Source organism: Planobacterium oryzisoli (assembly GCF_015354315.1).
Lineage (GTDB): Bacteria > Bacteroidota > Bacteroidia > Flavobacteriales > Weeksellaceae > Planobacterium_A > Planobacterium_A oryzisoli.
The window spans coordinates 34,563-50,320 of record NZ_JADKYY010000012.1 but is presented as its reverse complement, the minus strand read 5'-3'; the positions used below and the strand labels follow the sequence as shown (position 1 = coordinate 50,320).

Below are 15,758 nucleotides of genomic sequence, written 5' to 3'. Positions count from 1 at the left end.
CCTTGAACTTATAAAAATATAAAAAATTATGAAAAAGCTTGTTTTAGTATTCTCAATGCTACTATTCGGAAGTACTGTTTCTGCGCAGGCGTGGGACGGTCAGGGAGATCAGAAACTACAGATCGGTCTTAACGGCTGGGGTTACGGTACAGGTATCACCGGAACGTACGACTACGGTTTAGGTAGCATCGTATCCATTGGTGCAGGTGCAAACGTATATTTTGACGGATATAAAGACGACAACGAAGACAATAATGTGTTTCTATTTGGACGTTTGGGCTTCCACCTACAGGAGCCACTAAATCTTCCTGAACAGTGGGATATCTATCCAGGAGTTAACTTAGGTGTTCTAGGTAAGGATTTTGGTATCGGTGCCCACTTAGGTGTTCGGTACTTCTTTAACCAGAATGTAGGTATCTATGGTGAATTTGGAAACAACGGTAGCCTTGGTGTTTCCTTCAATTTCTAAGAAAGTATAAATTCTATATGTAAGGTTCTCCTTTTGGGAGAACCTTTTTTCTTTGGCATACTTCTCATAATGTGTACATTTGCAGAATTCTAATTTTTATTAAACCTAATTAATGACTGCTGTCCAACTATTTCAGTTTTTTCTAAGCATCTCCATACTTGTTGTTCTTCACGAACTGGGTCACTTTATCCCCGCTAAATATTTTAAAACCCGCGTTGAGAAGTTCTATCTCTTCTTTGACCCGTGGTTTTCGGTGGTCAAAAAGAAAATCGGCGGTACGGAATACGGAATCGGTTGGCTTCCTTTGGGTGGTTACGTAAAGATTGCCGGAATGGTCGATGAGAGTATGGATACGGAGCAGCTGAGTAAACCTGCGCAGCCTTGGGAATTCAGAAGCAAACCGGCCTGGCAAAGACTTATCATCATGCTCGGTGGGGTTACTGTAAACTTCTTTCTCGCCTGGATCATCTACTCCTCCCTTTCCTTCTTCAACGGTGAGCAGTACCACGACAACAGCAAATTCGAAAACGGAATAGCAGTAACTGCAGAAGGACATAAAATAGGACTTCGCAGTGGCGATAAGATTCTAAAGATTGACGGGAAAGAAACGCCCCGTTTTGAGACCTCTCTAATAAATATGCTTTTTGCCGATGAGGTAACTGTTCTTAGAGACGGAAAAGAAGTCACCTTCCCGGTAAACGAACATGGGGTAGCCGAAGTACTTAAAGCCAATGAGGCCCGCGCCTATTTTTCGCAGCGATTTCCCGCAGTTGTAGACTCTATACTTCCAAAAAGCAGCGCCCAGGAGGCGGGCCTTAAGAAAGGTGATCAGATTGTAGGAGTAGAGGGCAAACCCATTCGTTTTTTTGACGAGCTTTCTTTAGCACTGGATTCCTCTAAGAATAAAGATATAACTCTTCAGGTACAGCGTGGGGATTCACTAATTACAACGCCGGCAAAGGTTTCTACCGACGGAAAACTTGGCTTTGCACCAGACGTAAGTAAAATGGTGCAAGAACTTGAAAAAACGCAGGTTAGACGTAAATATGGCTTTTTGGAAGCTATTCCTAGAGGGCTTGAGCGCACCATCGATGTACTGGTAATGCAGATTAAACAGTTCAAGATTGTATTTAACAGCACCACCCAAGGCTATAAGAAAGTCTCTGGTCCTATTGGGATCATTAAGCAAATGCCGGAAGAAATAAACTGGGAATTTTTCTGGGGCTTCACAGCGATGTTCTCGGTGTGGCTTGCTTTCCTAAACCTTATCCCTATCCCGGGACTGGACGGAGGTCATGTGATGTTTACCCTTTATGAGATGATCGTAGGGAAACCGGTACCTCAGAAGGTGCTGGAAAACGCACAGATGATTGGCGTAATCTTCTTACTTGGGTTAATGGTACTTATCTTCGGGAACGATATCTTCAAGTGGATTACGGGTAGATTCTAGAAAATTTTAAAAAATAATTTGTGCAAATTCAAAAAAGGACTTATATTTGCACACGCTTAAAAACAATAGAGCATTCCTCCTTAGCTCAGTTGGTTAGAGCATCTGACTGTTAATCAGAGGGTCGCTGGTTCGAGCCCAGCAGGAGGAGCTTAAAACAGAGGGTTTTACAGAAATGTGAAACCCTTTTTCTATTTTTGCCTGAAACATTCTTCGGTTGGGATTTCATTCCAATATTCTTTCTCTAATTCATAAGCGGAATTTTCAATACCTAAAAAGTTTAAGGTATCACTTAATGCTAATGCAGAGGGATAATTGGGATGGGATTGGAATTGGAATTTAAATTCTTGAGTATTTACGTTAAGTTTTTTGGTTAGCTTATCTAAATTCATAACTATTTAAAATCTATTTTATGATTTAGTTCCAATGGATTGTTATAATTCTTTATTTGTCTTTGGGTACTTTCTGTTAAACTTTTTAAATCTACATTTATTGGCTGCCCATTACTGTCTACGGACTGGTATTTTACCCCCATTGTTTTAATTTCTGAAAAAGGATTGTCATAATAGTTTATCAGTAATTTCCTATATGTATCCCACGTAATTTCTTTTCCATTTCTCAATGCAAACATATTATTCTTATTAGAGTTTATAACTTCAATCATATTAAAGATATAGTCTTGACTCTCATCTTGCATTTTTATAATTAAACCTGGTAATCCGTAAAAGATGTATGGTCCATCAGAAATAGAAATATCTGAGGTAAACCACGCTGTCCAATTCCGTCCACCGTATGAAACATTTGCTTTTTGACAATTAAATTGAGAAATTTTAATAGTATCTGTTTGTATTTTCCATCTAAGAGGTTCTGTAATATTTATAAAATAATTATCATTGGAAGGTGACGTTATATTTTTTCTAACAGATTTGTTCGCTAAATTTTTATAGGAGTATAATTGATTATTAAAATTTATTTTACGTCCCAATCCATAACCAGACTTCTCAACAAGCGAATCTGAAATTCTATCTTTTTCTGAACGAAATACCGATTGTAACCCCAAAACATCTAAATAATAATTTTCTGTGAAATAATCCTTAATGTTAGGATTGGATTTATTCTTTACTTCATAAATAAATGTTATATTTTGAGCGTTTAAAATGCTAAATGTAAAAAAAATAAATAAAAAATAGTTTTTCATAATTGTAATATTGTCATTTGAAGTAAAAAGGCTGCTTCTTGAATAAAAACAGCCTTTAAAGTTTTAGTTACATACACTTGTTACAAGAACTGGTAATTTCTTAACAGTTCGCATGTTGTCTGCATCCGCAATATCAAATGTGTCGTAATTGACATGTTGATTTGTATCGCTTAATCTAAAAACAGATTTTTTCATTGGGACAGATTTTCTAATGAACAATATGTCCATTGTCCATATTATTTATAGGTTGGACAAATATATCAATTCTGCAGAAATTGCAGAAACTGCAAGCTTTGCAATCTTCTGCCATGAACAAATCTCCTGAAACAATACTGAAACATTTTGTGTGAAACAATGAAAAAATGGGAAAAAGACGGAAAGGAAAAATTTGCTATTTCATTGATATACAACAGGATGCAAATAGATGAAAAGTAGGCTTGGCCTTCTGTTAATCAGAGGGTCGCTGGTTCGAGCCTAGCAGGAGTAGCAGTTGAAAATCAGGCACTTACAGACTTTTGTAGGTGCTTTTTCTTTTCCCTATTACCCTAAATTTTACCCCAAATTTTGCCATTTTACACATAAAAAGAGGCGCCAAAATTAAGGTTTTCTTGTGCCTGAAAAAGCGCTAAAGACGCTACAAGGGGAAAGATGAATAAGGTTTTTCTCATGATTTAAAAGGTTTAATTGATTTTAGCTCTAAAGAAAAATGCACCGCATAATGGCTTTGTTTTCTAGTTAGTTAAGGTTAAGAAATTAATTCTTAGGTTTCTTTTTGCTTTTTAATATAAAGTGAAAAAATTCGCTTAAACGCCGATATGTATGGGTTTTACAACAATGAATAGTATGTAGTTTTGGAGTAAAAATAGCGTACAGTCTTAATTTTGTTGGGTATGATTAATCCCAAATCCTATTGTTTTTATAATCGAAGAAATTTAAAATTGTGAGAAAAAAAACCGCCTCAGATTTTACTCTTTGGCGGCCTTCCTTAAAAATCAAAAATATATGCTACAGTTTTTCATCGTGTTGAGAGAGATCGAGTCCAAGCTCTTCTGAAGTGCTGGAAACTCTTAGTGGAATAAGTCGGTTGGTGATTTCGTAAATGACCAAAGCGCCAAAAAGGCAAAATACGCATACAAGGATAAGAGCTGCCATGTGATGAAGGAATACCCAAAAGCCTCCATGTAAAAGACTGGCATTTTCACCGTGCGCAAAAACAGCGGTTAAAATCATTCCCATAATACCGCCAACACCATGGCAAGCAAAAACATCCAGCGTATCGTCTATTTTTTTAAGTTTTTTCCAGTTCACCATGAGGTTTGAAGTGATAGCCGAAATGAATCCAATAAACAAACTTTCAGGAATTGTAACAAATCCAGCGGCAGGTGTGATGGCCACAAGGCCTACCACTGCGCCAATGCATGCGCTAACAGCGGATATTTTTCGCCCATTGATTCGATCAAAAAAGATGTAAGTCATCATAGCAGACGCTGAAGCGATGGTGGTTGTTCCAAATGCAAGCGCAGCGGTTGGACTTGCTGATAAGGCTGACCCTGCGTTAAAGCCAAACCATCCAAACCAAAGCATGCCTGTTCCTAGGATTACAAATGGAATGTTGGAGGGCTCATGGTGTGGACTGGTTCTTCTTCCTAGTTTTAATGCACCTGCAAGTGCTGCGAAGCCAGCGCTGATATGAACCACGGTACCCCCTGCGAAATCTTTAATACCAAAGAACTTGTTTAGCAGTCCATTTGGATGCCACACCATATGACAGAGCGGAGAGTAAATTAAAAGAGAAAACAAAACAATGAAAAGTAAGTACGCAATAAAACGTACACGCTCTGCGAATGATCCGGTGATAAGTGCAGGGGTTATAACCGCGAATTTCATTTGAAATAAAGCAAACAATACAAAGGGAATGGTTGGTGCCATGTCCTTATGTGGAACCAGTGGTACATTTAAAAAGAAAGGATAGGAGAGTGCGTTTCCAATAAGGCCGTAATGCTCACCTGCTAAGGTGATGCCTAAAGATTCTCCAAATGATAGGGAAAATCCAACGGCAAGCCAAAGAATGGAGATTACACCAAGAGAAACAAAACTTTGAAGCATGGTTGAAATAATGTTTTTCTTTCCAACCATACCGCCATAAAAAAATGAAAGTCCTGGAGTCATTAAAAGAACCAGTCCTGCTGCGGACAACACCCAAGCTATGTCCGAAGGGACGATATCTTTCTCAGTTAAAAATCGTCTTGGATCAGGAGTCGAGTCATTTGAGTCAGGAATAAATAATGCCGAAATAGCAAGAACAGAAATTAAGGAAAATGCAACATACCACTTTGCAGTAATTTTCTTTTTATTTTCTAGTACCCCCATGTTTTTATCAGTAATTTTAAGCAAATATATGTTTTTTAAAATATAAGGATTAATTTTAAGGGGGTATATTGAAAATTTTAATAAAAAATTCATATTAACCCCGATTTTATCTTTTATAGTTTGTGTATAAAATTATAATAAAGGGGAGTTTCTCTAGATGGTTTTTGTGTTAATATGAAAACCACAAACAATTCTTTAAAAGGGTATTTTACTTGACTTGGGTGAGAATAAAGGCGAGATAATTGATGCTAGTTGCTTTAAGAATTGAAATAAGCATTCTTATAATCCAAAAACAATCAAGATGAAAAAGATTATCCTATTGTTACTAGCTTTCTTTATTTTAGAGTCCTGTGTGGTATCAACTGCGGGTAAAGTAGTTAAAACCTTTGCTACAGCCGGTTACAAAGTTGTTAAAGGAACCGTAGAGGGCATTAGCTGGACGGTAAGTAAAGCCAAAGGGAAAATAGATCCCGACCGCTTAGATGGCACGTGGAAGATTGTGGGTGTGTACAAAGGTACGTATGAGGATTTTGAGAATGATCCAGCGCCTGAAAGTACTGCTGATTTTGGAGGCTGCGGTTCTATGGAAATTGAGTTCAACTCAAAAAGAGAGAAATTTCGACCAGTGTATAGCTCCGGTGAAAAGGAGAATTTTGTGGACTACAAAATGAAATATGGGAAGAATCCCAGCTCAAATGAGAGGGAGAACTACATTCAGTTTCATTCCAGTAATTATATAACGGTGGTCGATGCGTCCAGAAAAACCATGGTTTTAGAGGGTGGTTTGGTGCCAAGCATGGCGTTTAACGGCTATAAGCTCTACCTTTTGGAGAAGAAGTAATTCTAACTGAAAGACTTTAAAGAAGAATGTGAAATTTAGTTTGAAGACGTACATATGCATATCATAAAAAGAACAAATTCCGATAATGTAGATTTTCAAAACTTAGTCTTAGAACTTGATAAAGATTTGGCGAGTAAAAATGGAGATACAAATGAGTTCTTTGCTCAATACAACAAAATAGACAAGATTAGAAATGTTGTCTTAGCTTACGATGCTGATGGAATTGCTGTAGGATGCGGAGCTATGAAAGATTATGAAGAAGGAATTATGGAAATTAAAAGGATGTTTGTTCCTGCAGATAAACGAGGGAATGGAATTGCAGGAATAATCCTATTAGAATTACAACTTTGGGCAAAGGAATTAGGTTATAATAAATGTATTTTAGAAACCGGTAACAAAATGATTGAAGCTATTGGTCTGTATAAGAAAAATGATTTTCAAATCATTCCTAACTATGGACAATACGCAAATGTGGAAAGTAGCATCTGTTTTGAAAAAGAAATTATTTCGTAACAGATGTTAATACCTTTTTAAACAGCTAATGAGACTTAAAAAACTTTCATGTATCTGTTTTTTAACTCACGGATTTAAAGGCTATGTAAACAACCATGTTCCACATTTTTCATTTAAGATATGGAACATGGTTGTAGCAGCATGAATAAAAATGGTGCAAAGGTAAACTTCGATTTAAAGATAGCGAACCCCAATCAATCAATGATGAATATTTATTTACAAAAGATTCACAAATAGGTAGATTAGGATTTGAAGATAAATTGTTCCAATTCCATTTAGTTATGTATCTATCTAGTAACGATTCTGAAATTGGTAGATTTTCGTTATTTGAAAGAGATTTCCAATCAATGTTATCAGAAAATTTGTCGAGAACTTTTTCCGTGAATTCAATCTTTCGCTTACTTCCAAGAATCCACAAGGGAGCATCAGGAGATTACGCTTTGTACTTAATTGTCGTGACAATTTCATCAATTAAAAAAACCGGCACAAGAATTATCCTGTACCGGTTAGTTTATTGATGTACTATTTACAGTCTCGCTTCTGTATCGTCGTTGTACCAACGGTCGTAAGTAACTCGGGCATCCTCTTCTGATTTCGGCTTGTAACCCATATAAATACCTCCGTCTTTTATTTCAGATTCATATCTTTTTGCCTCATCTTCAGGCACGCCGGTACCGGTAAGTGCACCTACAAGTCCCCCCGTTGCAGCTCCTGCGCCTGCGCCTGCAAGCCCAGCAGCAAGTGGACCAGCTACAATAAGCCCTAATCCAGGAAATATAACATTAGTTCCAATGGCAGCCACTGCTCCTACAACAGCTCCAATACCTCCTCCGATCAGTGATCCCTTTCCTGCGTTTTCGGCTACTTTGTCCCCTAGTTCACTATCATGCTCTGAGTTGGTAAAGTAACGGTCTCTGGTCTCGTCGGACATCATTACATTGATATCGTCCTGAGTGTATCCTCTTTCATACAGATCACTGTAGGCTCTGTCGGCCTCGTCTCTGTCTTTAAACACTCTTGATACATAATCACTTCTAAATTCTGGTCTGTACGGTTGATTTTCCATAATGTAAATTTTTTAATGTTTAATATTTTTTTTGGTTAATAACCTAAGACCAATTACCTTGCCACAGAGATGGGGCAATTAGGCGTTTAACATTTCTTATAGTTTTTTAAGAAGTAATGGGAGAGAGCGTAGCTCTAGATAAGAACATTCGTTAAAGTACAACCAATACGAAAACGGAAGTGGCATAGAAAATGCCCATACGCTGAATAAATGAAAAAATCAATAGACTTTAAAGGCACCCACATGTGCTGAAGTGACTACTTTCTGTGCGGATCCCGATTGGGACTATGCTCCCCTTTACCATTTTGGATAAGCTCTTCTACTTCCTCTTTTTCATCTTGTTCGAGAGTCTTGATATCCTTTACCTGTTTCATGGAGATTCTATCGATGTAGAATCGGCAGCCTACCGGAAAATGGTCGGATCCTACGGTCGGGTATATAAAGAGCTTTTTAATGAAGATATCGGCGCTGTGGAAGAGCAGGTCCAGCGGCGCCCGAAAAAACAAGTAGTCCGCATGGAAAGTCGCAAGGATGCCCCTGCCGATGCGCGCATCAATGAGCTCACTGGTCTTTTTAAAGAGAATGGAGGTTTTCCCCCAGGCCACGTTGTTAAAGTCTCCGGTGACCACTACCGGAAGCTTCATATCCCGAACGCATTTTGCTACGCTTAAAAGATCCCCATCGCGCTCTTTAGAGGTAGGCTCTTCCGTAGGGCTGGGTGGTGGGGGATGCACGCCGAAGAATACAAAGCGCTGTCCGTCGGGGGTTTCGAGCTCGGCCTCTATGCTGGGAATATCCGAAGACACAAAAAAATGCGTCTTTACCGAATGGACCTTAAGGCGCGTTAGAAAATGCATGCCGTAGGTATTGTTTAAGGGCACGTCATGAAAAGTCGGGTACTTGTCCTTTAGCGTTTCAAGCGCCCTACCCCATTTCTCATCGGATTCCATCGTTAATAGTATATCGGGATCCTCTGCTAGGACAAAGTCTGTGAAGCGCTCGTACTGCGTGTTGAACTGACACACATTACACGAGATAAGCGATACAGACTCTGAGGCGCGCTTTGTAGGCGTGTGCTTGGTATTTTTCCAGAATTTGGTATACCGAAGCAAAAGGCAAAGGTGGTACCCAATGACTACTAGATGCACTCCCTGCAGCAGAAGAACGGGCCAGGTGGGAGGCACCAGCGCCCAGACCAAACCAAAAACCACCACCTGGAGTAAAAACAGTTGGAGTTTTATAAATTCTGCAGCGCGGAATACCCAGTGTTGGTTGGGAACAAAAGGCAGGACGCTAAGAAGGATTAAAAGCGCCGAGAGAAGTAGTAAAACAGTGTCCATCAGGAGTTATCACGGGATATTAGTGGCATAAAAATACAATAATTATACTTCTTAGCCTTTTTCTTTGCTGTAAGGAACAAAAAAAAAGATCCCATTTACATGGAATCTTTCTTTATGGTATAGTCTAACCTATACGCGGTCTTACGCGTTAGGCTCTACAGATACGAACGATCTGTTGTTTGCTTTCTTTCTGAAAACTACTTTTCCGTCTACCAATGCAAACAGGGTGTGGTCTTTACCAATACCCACGTTGTCACCTGGGTGGTGTTGCGTACCTCTCTGTCTTACAATGATGTTTCCTGCGATTGCGTCCTGTCCACCGAAGATTTTCACACCCAATCTTTTGGAATGCGATTCTCTACCGTTCTTGGAACTACCAACTCCTTTTTTATGTGCCATTTCTTAATTAGGTATTTAAGGGGTTTGTTATTTTTTTAATTCTTTAAACTGGGAAATGTTCTTTTCGATAAGAGTATCGACCTCTTGATGCGTAAGAACGTTTTTTCCTTCTGCGGTTTTGTACTCACCTGCTAAAGTCGTTAGTGTTTCTCTGTTGTCTTTAGACTGAGAAAGACTGTGCTTTTTAAGGTGGTAGTTTAGCTCGTGGTCTTCGCTGAAGTTTACAGTATCCGAATCGGCGTTCCCTGTAGCTACTGCTTCAGACTTCTTGTTTTCCTTCTTTTCAGACTTCTTGTTATCGAAACCTGTAATTCCGGTAATTACAATCTGGGTTAACTGTTGTCTGTGACCGTTTTTCTTAGCGTATCCTTTTCTTCTTTTCTTCTTGAAGATGATTACTTTGTCCGCTTGGACGTGATCTACGATTTCAGCATCTACAGTGATACCATCTACAGCCGGGGCGCCAACCGTTGCTTTACCGTTTACTGTAAGAAGCACTTTATCGAAAGATACTTTCGCACCTTTGTCTCCTTTCAAACGGTTTACAAACAACTTCTGGTCTTGCTCAACTTTGTATTGAAGCCCTGCTATCTCTACAATTGCAAACATTTGTTTATAAATTTTAAGTGTTAATAATCTTATTTGAGTGTGCAAAAATAACAAAAATATTTGAATTAAAACCTAGCACTCCAATATTTTAAGTAATTCCGGTAACACATGTATAAAGGTCCCTTCTCTCGGACCCACAAAAAAAAATAATCCGCAGCAAGAAGAACATTTCCTATTTTTGATAAAATTCTTCCTTAAGTACTATGAAGCGCGACCTCTTTATCGACTACGCCAAAGGCATAGCCACCCTCTCGGTAATTTTCATCCATACGGTCTTTTGGTCCGGACAGTTCTATGTTCCGACGGAACTAAGGATCTTATCGCTTCTTATCGACGTGCCGCTGTTCTATGCCCTGAGCGGTATCACCTCAGGAGGGAATGTAGACAAAACCCTCATGCGGCTCTTAAAGCTACAGATTACCTACATGCTCTTTGTGGGCCTATTGTTTGTCCTGGACTATCTTATAAAAGTTGTGGGCCTTTCTTTTTTTGGGGAAGCAGCCTTTAAAGAAATGTTTCAGATCTTCGGAGAAAAGTACGTTCCACGCTCGCTCTCTTATTATCCGCAGTGGCAGAACCTAGGGAACTGGTGGGTACACAGCTATACCAATGCCGATAGTTTTCCGGTAGTAATGGGAAGCTTCTGGTACCTGAAAGTCTATTTCATCCTTACCGTCTTTGGTGTTCTTGTCCTTCGGTTTTTCCCGCGCCACGTGGAGTGGATTGTAGCCGTTTGCCTGGGACTTACCGCAATCTATGCACTTTTCCCATGGCTTTATCCTTCCGGGCAGGTCGGGTATGTAGCGCTGTATCTGGGGATTTTCCTTTTAGCAAACCTTCTAAAAGGAAGAAAACTCTCCAGGACCTGGGGACTGATTTTAGCTACGGCCTCTATCCTTAGCCTTGGGCTACTGTTTTATGTCAAGGGCACAGAATACTTTTACCTTATAAACAAACAGAAGTTCCCTCCACGCCTTCCGTACGTGCTGTGGATCGCACCCTCACTGCTGCTTCTTTTCTATCTGTACAACCGGGTAAAAATTTCTAGGGCCTCGGTTGTTACTTTCATAGGGCAGAACGCCATATTCTTTTATTTTGCGCAAGGGATCAGTTCCTCGCTTATTTATTTTATGGTGGTACCTTTGGAAGAACTACTCCCATGGCCAGTGCTCCTTATTCTTGCCTTTGTAGTAAATGCGCTGCTCGCTTACGGTATAGCACTTGTTTTGAAGCGCTACGATAGCTTCGGATGGAACGTGCTGCAGCGCATAAAAAAAGCTACTGCGAGAAAAATCCCGCAGTAGCATATATAAGGCTATTGTTTTGGTTTACTATCTAGTCTCTTTTATTATTTCTTGCAACTACGGCAATAAGAATTATTAAAAGAAGTGCACCCAGAACCCAGTACAGTGGGTTAGTGAACCATTCTTCCGTAGTAGTTGTCGTGGTTTCAGTGGTAGTAATATCTACTGCCGCATCGGTTGCTTCTTGAGCTAATGCGTATACACTGGAGAAGAACATGATCATAAGAAGCGTAAGTTTCTCGAACTTTCTTTTTACTAGAGTGGTAGTTGCTTTCATAATTTATTTTTTTATTTGTTATACCAACTACTTCTCAATTGGAGTGCCAAGAACCTCTAAACCCACTGAAATCTACTGAAACATATAAATAGGAAAAAAAATTCTGAAAAATATATGCTATTTTTAAACTTTCTAAGAAGAGTTAAAAAGCCATGTTTAAATTAAAGCTACCCACCGATCCCCGTTGGGCCAATATCGCAGAGTCAAATCTGGAGGAAATACTAACCGACCACGCCTGGTGCGAGCAAAAGGCCGCCACCAACTCCATTACCCTGATCACCATGCTTCCCGAGCATCCCGAAATCGTCTCGGAACTTCTTTCCATTGCCCAGGAAGAATTGGAGCATTTTCAGCAGGTCCATGAGATTATAAAAGCCCGTGGGTATGTTCTGGGACGCGCCAGGAAGGACGACTACGTGAACGATCTGGCGAAATTCATCGTTCAGGGCAGTCGCGAGAACCTTATCATCGACCGTATGCTTTTTGCGGCCATGATCGAGGCCCGGAGCTGCGAGCGTTTCAAGGTGCTAACCGAAACCATAAAGGACGAGGAACTAAAGGTATTCTACCGCGAACTGATGATTTCCGAGGCGAATCACTATACGACCTTTATAGGCTTTGCACGCCAGCTGGGAGATCCCGATAAAGTAAATAAGCGCTGGGAAGAGTGGCTCGAATATGAGGCCGAGGTAATCAAGGGATACGGCACCAAAGAAACTATACACGGATAACCCCGATCCCATGAACCTGTCCCGCAGACATATAGCCCGTACCCTTCTAAAGCACCTCTTTCAGGGGCTGCTGATTGTGGGGCCGACCACCCTGACGGTTATGGTACTGTGGTATCTGGTCTCTTCCATCGACCAAAGCATCCCCTACCTCTCGGAAAAGCTCTATCCCGGCATCACGTTTCTTCTGGTGCTTTCGGGACTTATCACTATAGGCTATATAAGCAATAAAATTGTCTTCGGGCAGCGGCTTTTCTCTAAGGTAGACCGAACCTTAGAGCGCATTCCCGGAGTACGGCATATCTACACGCCCACCAAGGATGTGATGTCTTCGTTTGTAGGAGACAAGAAGAAATTCAACGTACCGGTCTGGGTACGCACTGAGGAAAGTCCGGAGACCTGGCGGATTGGGTTCTTAACCCAGGAGGATATGTCCGGGGAATTCGACGCCTCGCACTGCGCGGTGTACCTTCCGCATTCCTACGCCATTTCCGGATGGGTAATTATCTCTCGAAAAGAGGACATACGCCGCATCCACACTATGTCGGCGGCTTCGGCCATGAAATTTGCAGTGAGCGGTGGCGTTGCAGGCTTCCATTCGGACGAGGCGGTATTTAAGGCGCCGGAATAAGCACAGACTTTAGTTCCCAAGAACTCCCGTCTCTAAACTCTTATTTCAAACAGCACCTAAATACCCATTTGTTATGAAACTACCTTACGCCGAACCCTACCGCATCAAAATGGTCGAGCCCATTTTCCCCTCCACCCAAGAGCAGCGTTCTGAGTGGATTAAAAGTGCGGGATACAACTTATTTAACCTCCGCAGCGAGCAGGTCTTTGTTGATCTTCTCACCGACAGCGGCACAGGCGCTATGAGCGATCTGCAGTGGGCGGCCCTGATGCGTGGCGATGAGAGCTACGCAGGCTCGCGCTCCTTCCACGAGCTGAAAGATACCGTGGAGCGCATCACTGGATTTGCACATCTTCTTCCCACCCACCAGGGAAGGGCCGCCGAAAACGTACTGTTCTCGGTTCTGGTCAAAGAAGGGGACCGGGTACCGGGAAATTCCCATTTTGACACCACCAAGGGCCATATCGAGTTTCGAAAAGCCACGGCCGTGGACTGCACGGTGGACCAGGCCTTTGATACCTCCAGCCCCCATCCATTCAAGGGCAATCTGAGCCTTGAAAAACTGCGCAAGGAATTTACCTCCACCCCCAAAGAGCAAATACCCTTTTGCCTAATTACCATAACGTGCAATACCTCTGGAGGACAGCCTGTATCGCTGGAAAACATACGCCAGGTAAGTGCCCTCTGCAAAGAATTTTCCATTCCCCTGTTTTTTGATGCGGCACGCTTTGCCGAGAACGCCTACTTTATCCAGCAGCGGGAAGAAGGTCAAAAGGAGCGCTCCATTAAGGAGATCTGCCGCGAGATGTTCTCCTACGGAGACGGAATGACCATGAGCTCCAAGAAGGACGGACTGGTAAATATCGGAGGATTCATTGCCCTGCGTGATAAGGCGCTCTACGATAAAGCCTCCACGCTGGTTATTGTCTACGAGGGGTTTGTAACCTACGGAGGAATGAGCGGACGCGATATGGCGGCCCTTGCCGTGGGACTGGATGAAGCCACCGAGCACGGCTATCTGCATTCCAGGATTTCGCAGGTAGAGTATCTCGGGGAGCGTCTTTTAAAAAGCGGTGTACCGCTTCAGAATCCCATTGGCGGCCATGCCGTGTTTATCGATGCACTGAAATTCCTGCCCCATGTACCCCGGGAGCAGTTCCCGGCCCAGACCCTGGCGCTGGAACTCTATCGGGAGGCAGGCATACGCGGCGTAGAAATCGGGGCCATCCTAGCCGACCGCGATCCCCTTACCCGGGAAAACCGCTATCCGCAGACCGAGTTTGTCCGTCTTGCCATCCCCCGGCGAACCTATACCAATAACCATATGGATTATGTGGCGCAGGCCGTGGAAAACGTATTTGCGCGCCGCGATGAGATCACTAAAGGCTATCGGATTATAGAGGAAGCGCCCATCATGCGCCATTTTACCGTACAACTCTCCCCGGTGTAATCGGGTTTAGCCCAGCGGAAAATACGGGGATAGATGGCAGTACACCAAATGGGTAGGAAGCCCCATGATGGTGTAGAAACTGCCTTCAATCCCTGTCACTTTACTCATTCCCAGCCATTCCTGTATGCCGTAGCTTCCGGCTTTGTCAAAGGGTTTATAGCGGGCGATGTAGTACTGTATTTCTTCTGGGGAAAAGGTATCAAAATGCACAGTGGCCCGGTCGGTGTAGGTACTGGAAGCATCTGTAGATCTAAGGGTAAAGGAGGTATAGACCTGGTGGGAAGAGCCGCTGAGCAGTAAGAGCATTTCCTGGGCGTGGGCTGCATCCAGAGGTTTTTCCAAAATGCGCTCCTTTTGCACTACTACCGTATCGGCCGTAAGAAGCAGATCTCCGCGTTCCAGGGGGCCATATTCCCGAGCCTTGAGCTCAGAGAGATAGGGCGCAATTTCTGCTGCGGGAAGGTCCTGGGGGTAAAGCTCCTCGGTCCCGGTAGAGACCACGTTAAAGGAAAAGCCCAGGGAGGAAAGCAGCTCCTGACGGCGTGGGGACTGGGAAGCAAGAAGAAGGCGGTACATACTAAACAGATTGCGTGTTATCTAATTGCCAGTGTCCCTGCACTTTAAGCACCTGCTCAATGACATCGCGCACCGCACCTTTCCCTCCCCCGTAGGGCGATACGTACTGACAGATCGCTTTTATCTCCGCCACGGCATTACTCGGGCAGGTCGCAAGCAGAGAGGAGCGCATCATCTCGTAGTCCGGAAGATCGTCCCCCATCGTAAGAATGTCCGATGGCGCAAGGGAATGTTTGGAAAGAAAGGATTTAAAATCCTGCATCTTGTCGTGGGACTTGGGGTAGTAATCGGTAATTCCCAGATACTCCAGTCGGTGGCGCACCATCGCATCGTCTCCTCCGGTGATCACCCCAATCGGGTAGCCCAGCTTTACGGCTTTTACCACGGCGTACCCGTCCAAAACGGTCATTACGCGAGACATATGACCCCCCGGAAGTAAGTATACACTTCCGTCGGTAAAGACCCCGTCGACATCAAATACAAAAGCCTTTACGGCGTGTAGCTTGGATTTATAGGACATAGCAGCTTATTATCCAGCTA

18 protein-coding genes and 1 tRNA gene are annotated in these 15,758 nt (G+C 42.4%); 9 read left to right on the top strand and 10 right to left on the bottom strand.

Going from position 1 to position 15,758, the window contains the following annotated elements:
* The first annotated feature begins 28 nt into the window (after positions 1–28).
* The 3 genes from IC612_RS09075 to IC612_RS09065 all read left to right on the top strand — a co-directional run bounded on the left by IC612_RS09075 (position 29) and on the right by IC612_RS09065 (position 2,067).
* Positions 29–469, top strand: a complete 441-nt coding sequence (locus IC612_RS09075) for a DUF6646 family protein (protein ID WP_194739870.1) — start codon at positions 29–31, stop codon at positions 467–469.
* Between the two features lie 112 nt (positions 470–581).
* Positions 582–1,919, top strand: coding sequence for an RIP metalloprotease RseP (gene rseP / locus IC612_RS09070; RefSeq protein ID WP_194739869.1), 1,338 nt, complete (start codon positions 582–584; stop codon positions 1,917–1,919).
* 74 nt (positions 1,920–1,993) lie between these two features.
* Positions 1,994–2,067: transfer RNA gene (locus IC612_RS09065), tRNA-Asn, on the top strand.
* 40 nt (positions 2,068–2,107) lie between these two features.
* Here IC612_RS09065 and IC612_RS09060 read toward each other — a convergent pair.
* The 3 genes from IC612_RS09060 to IC612_RS09050 all read right to left on the bottom strand — a co-directional run bounded on the left by IC612_RS09060 (position 2,108) and on the right by IC612_RS09050 (position 5,484).
* Positions 2,108–2,308 (bottom strand): hypothetical protein, encoded by a 201-nt coding sequence (locus IC612_RS09060; RefSeq protein ID WP_194739868.1) that lies wholly within the window; start codon positions 2,306–2,308, stop codon positions 2,108–2,110.
* A 2-nt stretch (positions 2,309–2,310) separates the two neighbouring features.
* Complete coding sequence (locus IC612_RS09055) at positions 2,311–3,114, bottom strand: GLPGLI family protein (protein WP_194739867.1); 804 nt, start codon at positions 3,112–3,114, stop codon at positions 2,311–2,313.
* Positions 3,115–4,119: 1,005 nt separating this feature from the next.
* Positions 4,120–5,484, bottom strand: coding sequence for an ammonium transporter (locus IC612_RS09050; RefSeq protein ID WP_194739898.1), 1,365 nt, complete (start codon positions 5,482–5,484; stop codon positions 4,120–4,122).
* A gap of 301 nt (positions 5,485–5,785) precedes the next feature.
* Between IC612_RS09050 and IC612_RS09045 the strand changes: the two genes are divergently transcribed.
* Both IC612_RS09045 and IC612_RS09040 read left to right on the top strand, forming a co-directional pair.
* Positions 5,786–6,325: a hypothetical protein gene (locus IC612_RS09045; protein ID WP_194739866.1), complete on the top strand. Its 540-nt coding sequence runs from the start codon at positions 5,786–5,788 to the stop codon at positions 6,323–6,325.
* Between the two features lie 54 nt (positions 6,326–6,379).
* Complete coding sequence (locus IC612_RS09040) at positions 6,380–6,838, top strand: GNAT family N-acetyltransferase (RefSeq protein ID WP_194739865.1); 459 nt, start codon at positions 6,380–6,382, stop codon at positions 6,836–6,838.
* 526 nt (positions 6,839–7,364) lie between these two features.
* Here IC612_RS09040 and IC612_RS09035 read toward each other — a convergent pair.
* From IC612_RS09035 to rplU, 4 genes are all read right to left on the bottom strand, one after another.
* On the bottom strand, positions 7,365–7,904 hold the full coding sequence (locus IC612_RS09035; protein ID WP_194739864.1) for a hypothetical protein: 540 nt from the start codon (positions 7,902–7,904) through the stop codon (positions 7,365–7,367).
* A gap of 257 nt (positions 7,905–8,161) precedes the next feature.
* On the bottom strand, positions 8,162–9,244 hold the full coding sequence (locus tag IC612_RS09030) for an endonuclease/exonuclease/phosphatase family protein (RefSeq protein WP_194739863.1): 1,083 nt from the start codon (positions 9,242–9,244) through the stop codon (positions 8,162–8,164).
* A gap of 141 nt (positions 9,245–9,385) precedes the next feature.
* Entirely contained in the window at positions 9,386–9,643 is a 258-nt protein-coding gene (rpmA, locus tag IC612_RS09025; RefSeq protein ID WP_194739862.1) for a 50S ribosomal protein L27, read from the bottom strand.
* Positions 9,644–9,670: 27 nt separating this feature from the next.
* Positions 9,671–10,252 carry a 50S ribosomal protein L21 gene (rplU, locus tag IC612_RS09020; RefSeq protein WP_194739861.1) on the bottom strand — a complete coding sequence of 194 codons (582 nt, stop codon included), beginning with the start codon at positions 10,250–10,252 and terminating at the stop codon, positions 9,671–9,673.
* Positions 10,253–10,455: 203 nt separating this feature from the next.
* On the opposite strand from rplU, the gene IC612_RS09015 reads away from it, so the two are divergent.
* Complete coding sequence (locus tag IC612_RS09015; RefSeq protein ID WP_194739860.1) at positions 10,456–11,556, top strand: acyltransferase family protein; 1,101 nt, start codon at positions 10,456–10,458, stop codon at positions 11,554–11,556.
* 31 nt (positions 11,557–11,587) lie between these two features.
* Here IC612_RS09015 and IC612_RS09010 read toward each other — a convergent pair whose 3' ends face one another.
* Positions 11,588–11,833 (bottom strand): hypothetical protein, encoded by a 246-nt coding sequence (locus IC612_RS09010; protein WP_194739859.1) that lies wholly within the window; start codon positions 11,831–11,833, stop codon positions 11,588–11,590.
* 152 nt (positions 11,834–11,985) lie between these two features.
* Between IC612_RS09010 and miaE the strand changes: the two genes are divergently transcribed.
* The 3 genes from miaE to IC612_RS08995 all read left to right on the top strand — a co-directional run bounded on the left by miaE (position 11,986) and on the right by IC612_RS08995 (position 14,642).
* Positions 11,986–12,564 carry a tRNA-(ms[2]io[6]A)-hydroxylase gene (gene miaE, locus IC612_RS09005; RefSeq protein WP_194739858.1) on the top strand — a complete coding sequence of 193 codons (579 nt, stop codon included), beginning with the start codon at positions 11,986–11,988 and terminating at the stop codon, positions 12,562–12,564.
* 10 nt (positions 12,565–12,574) lie between these two features.
* Positions 12,575–13,192, top strand: a complete 618-nt coding sequence (locus IC612_RS09000) for a DUF502 domain-containing protein (RefSeq protein WP_194739857.1) — start codon at positions 12,575–12,577, stop codon at positions 13,190–13,192.
* A gap of 73 nt (positions 13,193–13,265) precedes the next feature.
* Complete coding sequence (locus IC612_RS08995) at positions 13,266–14,642, top strand: tryptophanase (RefSeq protein ID WP_194739856.1); 1,377 nt, start codon at positions 13,266–13,268, stop codon at positions 14,640–14,642.
* Positions 14,643–14,648: 6 nt separating this feature from the next.
* Here IC612_RS08995 and IC612_RS08990 read toward each other — a convergent pair whose 3' ends face one another.
* Together IC612_RS08990 and IC612_RS08985 are read right to left on the bottom strand one after the other, a co-directional pair.
* Positions 14,649–15,218 carry a Maf family protein gene (locus tag IC612_RS08990; protein WP_194739855.1) on the bottom strand — a complete coding sequence of 190 codons (570 nt, stop codon included), beginning with the start codon at positions 15,216–15,218 and terminating at the stop codon, positions 14,649–14,651.
* Between the two features lies 1 nt (position 15,219).
* On the bottom strand, positions 15,220–15,738 hold the full coding sequence (locus IC612_RS08985) for a KdsC family phosphatase (RefSeq protein ID WP_194739854.1): 519 nt from the start codon (positions 15,736–15,738) through the stop codon (positions 15,220–15,222).
* Positions 15,739–15,758: the final 20 nt, after the last annotated feature.